The sequence below is a fragment of the Nitratidesulfovibrio liaohensis genome, assembly GCF_011682075.1.
Lineage (GTDB): Bacteria > Desulfobacterota > Desulfovibrionia > Desulfovibrionales > Desulfovibrionaceae > Cupidesulfovibrio > Cupidesulfovibrio liaohensis.
In genome coordinates this window covers 1-4630 of sequence record NZ_VSMK01000210.1, presented here as the reverse complement: position 1 = coordinate 4630, position 4630 = coordinate 1, and the positions used below count along the sequence as shown (strand labels likewise).

Genomic DNA, 4630 nt, shown 5'->3' with positions numbered 1-4630 from the left:
CGCGATGTCCGGCCGCATGCGGCGTGGAGGCGCGACGTGGATCGCGCGCCCCGCCGCGCGGGCTATGCGCTGCTGGTGGAACAGGGGCGGGAGATCAGGGGGCGCTGAACGCGGTGCGCCACCGGCGCATCCGCATCACGGCGCCCTGCGGCAACGGTGCAACCGGTACGCAAGGAGGCATGATGACTGTCAATCGCAGGCAATTTCTCAAGCTGAGCGCGGGCGCCACCCTGGCAAGCGCGTTCGGCGGGCTGGGGATCAGCCTTGCGCCCTCGGTGGCGCGGGCCGAACTCCAGAAGCTTCAGTGGGCAAAACAGACCACCTCGGTCTGCTGCTACTGCGCGGTGGGCTGCGGGCTCATCGTCCACACCGCCAAGAATGGCGAGGGCCGCGCCGTCAACGTGGAAGGCGACCCGGACCATCCGATCAACGAAGGTTCGCTGTGCCCCAAGGGCGCGTCCATCTTCCAGCTGGGCGAAAACAACGCCCGCTCGCCCAAGCCCCTGTACCGCGCGCCGGGCAGCGGCGAGTGGAAGGAAGTGGAATGGGACTGGGCGCTGACCGAAATCGCCAAGCGCGTCAAGAAGACCCGCGACGAATCCTTCCAGCTGGCCAATGCCGCCGGTGAAAAGGTGAACCGGACGGAAGCCATCGCCTCCTTCGGCTCCGCCGCCATGGACAACGAGGAATGCTGGGCCTACCAGGTCATCCTCAGAAGCCTCGGCCTGGTGTTCATCGAACACCAGGCGCGGATCTGACACAGCCCCACTGTACCGGCTCTGGCAGAGTCGTTCGGTCGCGGTGCGATGACGAATCACTGGAACGATCTTGCGAACAGTGATTGTGTGTTGATCATGGGCAGCAACGCTGCCGAAAACCACCCCATTTCCTTCAAGTGGGTGCTGCGCGCGCAGGACAAGGGCGCCACGCTGATTCACGTGGACCCGCGCTTCACGCGCACGTCCGCCAAGTGTGACATCTACGCCCCCATCCGGTCGGGCGCGGACATCCCCTTCCTTGGCGGGCTCATCAAGTACATCCTCGAGAACAAGCTGTATTTCGAGGAGTACGTGCGCGAGTACACCAACGCCTCGCTCATCGTGGGCGAAAAGTTCTCGTTCAAGGACGGCCTGTTCAGCGGCTACGACGCGGACAAGCGCAAGTACGACAAGTCGCAGTGGGCCTTCGAGCTTGACGAGAACGGCGTGCCCAGGCGCGATCCCTCGCTGAAGCACCCCCGGTGCGTCTTCAACCTGATGAAGAAGCACTACGAACGCTACACCGTGGACAAGGTGGCCGACATCACCGGCACGCCCAAGGACCTGATCCTGAAGGTCTACAAGGCCTACGCGGCCACGGGCAAGCCGGACAAGGCGGGCACCATCATGTACGCCATGGGCTGGACGCAGCATTCCGTGGGCGTGCAGAACATCCGCGCCATGGCCATGGTGCAGCTGCTGCTGGGCAACATCGGCGTGGCGGGCGGCGGCGTAAACGCGCTGCGCGGCGAATCCAACGTGCAGGGGTCCACCGACCAGGGCCTGCTGGCCCACATCTGGCCGGGGTACAACCCCACGCCCACCACCAAGCAGGCCACGCTGGACCTGTACAACACCATCACGCCCCAGTCCAAGGACCCCATGAGCGTGAACTGGTGGCAGAACCGGCCCAAGTATGTGGCCAGCTACCTGAAGGCCCTGTACCCCGACCTTGCCCCGGCGGACGCCTACGACATCATGCCCAAGCTCGATGCGTCCAAGCCCGCCACCTACTACTTCTGGCTGAACATCTTCGACAAGATGGACAAGGGCGACGTGAAGGGCTGCTTCGCGTGGGGCATGAACCCCGCCTGCGGCGGCGCCAACGCCAACAAGAACCGGCGCGCGCTGGGCAAGCTGGACTGGCTGGTGAACGTCAACATCTTCGAGAACGAAACCTCGTCGTTCTGGAAGGGTCCGGGCATGAAGCCGGAGGAAATCGGCACGGAAGTGTTCTTCCTGCCGTGCGCCGTGTCCATTGAAAAGGAAGGCTCCGTCGCCAACTCCGGCCGCTGGATGCAGTGGCGCTATCGCGGTCCGAAACCGTGGGGCCAGACCAAGCCCGACGGCGACATCATGCTGGAAATGATGCACAAGATCCGCGACCTGTACACCAAGGAAGGCGGCGTGCACGCCGACCCCATCCTGAAGCTGAACGTCAAGGATTGGGAAGAACACAACGAGTTCTCCCCGGCCAAGACCGCCAAGCTGATGAACGGCTACTTCCTGAAGGACGTGGAAGTGGGCGGCAAGCAGTTCAAGGCCGGGCAGCAGGTGCCTTCGTTCGCCTTCCTGACGGCGGACGGCTCCACCTGTTCCGGCAACTGGCTGCATGCCGGGTCGTTCACCGATGCGGGCAACATGATGGCCCGCCGCGACACCTCGCAGACGCCGGAACAGGCGCGCATCGGCCTGTTCCCCAACTGGTCGTTCAGCTGGCCGGTGAACCGGCGCATCATCTACAACCGCGCCTCCGTGGACAAGACCGGCAAGCCGTGGAACCCCGCCAAGGCCGTCATCGAATGGAAGGACGGCAAGTGGGTGGGCGACGTGGTGGACGGCGGCGGCGACCCCGGCACCAAGCATCCGTTCATCATGCAGACGCACGGCTTCGGCGCGCTGTACGGGCCGGGGCGCGAGGAAGGCCCCTTGCCCGAGCACTACGAACCGCTGGAGTGCCCGGTTTCCAAGAACCCGTTCTCGAAGCAGCTGCACAATCCGGTGGCCTTCAAGATCGAGGGCGAAAAGGCGGCGGTGTGCGATCCGAAGTTCCCCTTCATCGGCACCACCTACCGCGTCACCGAACACTGGCAGACCGGCCTGATGACCCGCCGCTGTGCGTGGCTGGTGGAAGCGGAGCCCGAGATATTCGCCGAAGTCAGCAAGGAACTGGCCAAGCTGCGCGGCATCAAGAACGGTGACCGCGTAAAGGTCTCTAGCCTGCGCGGCTCGCTGGAAGCGGTGGCCATCGTTACCGAGCGCATCAAGCCCTACAAGGTCATGGGTGCGGAAATCCACATGGTGGGCCTGCCTTGGCACTACGGCTGGATGGTGCCCAGAAACGGCGGCGACACGGCCAACCTGCTCACGCCGTCGGCGGGCGACCCGAACACCGGCATCCCCGAGACCAAGGCGTTCATGGTCGATATCCGCAAGGTGGGAGGTAAGTAGTCATGGGAAAGATGTTCTTCATCGACCTTACCCGCTGCACCGGCTGCCGCGGCTGCCAGATAGCCTGCAAGCAGTGGAAGAACCTGCCCGCCGAGGAAACCCGCAACACCGGTTCGCACCAGAATCCGCCGGACCTCTCGTACGTCACCCTGAAGACGGTGCGTTTCGAGGAAGGCGTGTTCGACAAGAAGATGGACTGGCTGTTCTTTCCGGAACAGTGCCGCCATTGCGTCGAGCCCCCCTGCAAGGGCCAGGCGGACGTGGACCTGGAAGGCGCGGTGCTGAAGGACGAGGCCACCGGGGCCGTCATCTTCACCGAACTCACCGCCAAGGTGGACGGTGATATGGTGCGCTCCGCCTGCCCGTACGACATCCCGCGCAAGGACGCGGCCACCGGCCTGCTGTCCAAGTGCGACATGTGCAACGACCGCGTGCAGAACGGCCTGCTGCCCGCCTGCGTGAAGACCTGCCCCACCGGGTGCATGAACTTCGGCGACGAGGCGGACATGCTGGACATGGCGAAAAAGCGCCTGGAGACCGTGAAGAAGAAGTACCCCAACGCCGTCCTGGGCGACCCCGACGACGTGCGTGTGGTGTACCTGTTCCAGCGCGATCCCAAGAGCTACTTCACGCACGCGGTGGCCGAGCTGGAATCCGGCCCGCTTACCCGCAAGCAGCTGTTCGCAAAGCTGTTCCGGGCGCGCGTGTAGCATAGCGCAAAATGCAATCCGGCCCGCCGCGCCGCGTTTTCGACAGCGCGCGGCGGGCCGGTGTTATCTCCATCATCCCTGCCTCCTTGGGTGCGGGGCGGTTTCCCGCCTGCCCCGCGCCGGGCAATGCCCAAGGGCCATGCATGTGGCGAACGGCCACGTACATGGTGCCGGGCAGTGCGCAAGGTGGCACCCCGCGCCGTCCGTGCGTCCGCGTTCCCGTATCGGGAAGGGGGGCGCGCGGGCGGCGCCTCTTTTTGCCGCCCCGGCTTGTGCCGGAACCGGAGCACAGCTAGGATGGAACGCAAAGGGATACCACGCGGACAGCGCGCGGGAGCGCGCGTACGGGCCGCACCAGCCATACGGAGGACGCCGTGAAGGCAGTAAGCATCATCGGGTTCAAGAATTCGGGCAAGACCACCTGCACCGCGCTGCTGGCCGACGCGCTGGAAGCGCGCGGCCTGACCGTGGCCGTGGCCAAGCATACCCACCACAGCCTGGACAAGGCGGAAACCGACACCGCCCGGCTGATGAAGCCGGGGCGCACGGTCATCGGCATTGCCGAGGGCGAATGCGCGGTGTTCTGGTCCACCCGGCGGCACCTGGCCGACCTGCTGCCGCTGGTGCGCGCCGATGTGCTGCTGGTGGAGGGCGGCAAGAGCCTGGGCTGGCTGCCGCGCGTGCTGTGCCTGCGCGAGGCGGGCGAGGCCC

3 protein-coding genes are annotated in these 4630 nt (G+C 65.3%); all 3 read left to right on the top strand.

Features of this window, described 5'->3' with window-relative positions; all coding sequences use genetic code 11:
* The first annotated feature begins 182 nt into the window (after positions 1 to 182).
* Positions 183 to 3209: a formate dehydrogenase-N subunit alpha gene (gene fdnG / locus FVW27_RS08235; protein ID WP_167124237.1), complete on the top strand. Its 3027-nt coding sequence runs from the start codon at positions 183 to 185 to the stop codon at positions 3207 to 3209.
* A 2-nt stretch (positions 3210 to 3211) separates the two neighbouring features.
* Positions 3212 to 3919 (top strand): 4Fe-4S dicluster domain-containing protein, encoded by a 708-nt coding sequence (locus FVW27_RS08230; protein ID WP_167124235.1) that lies wholly within the window; start codon positions 3212 to 3214, stop codon positions 3917 to 3919.
* Between the two features lie 374 nt (positions 3920 to 4293).
* Positions 4294 to 4630 (top strand): molybdopterin-guanine dinucleotide biosynthesis protein MobB (locus FVW27_RS08225; protein ID WP_341806110.1); only part of this gene is annotated, 337 nt, incomplete at its 3' end.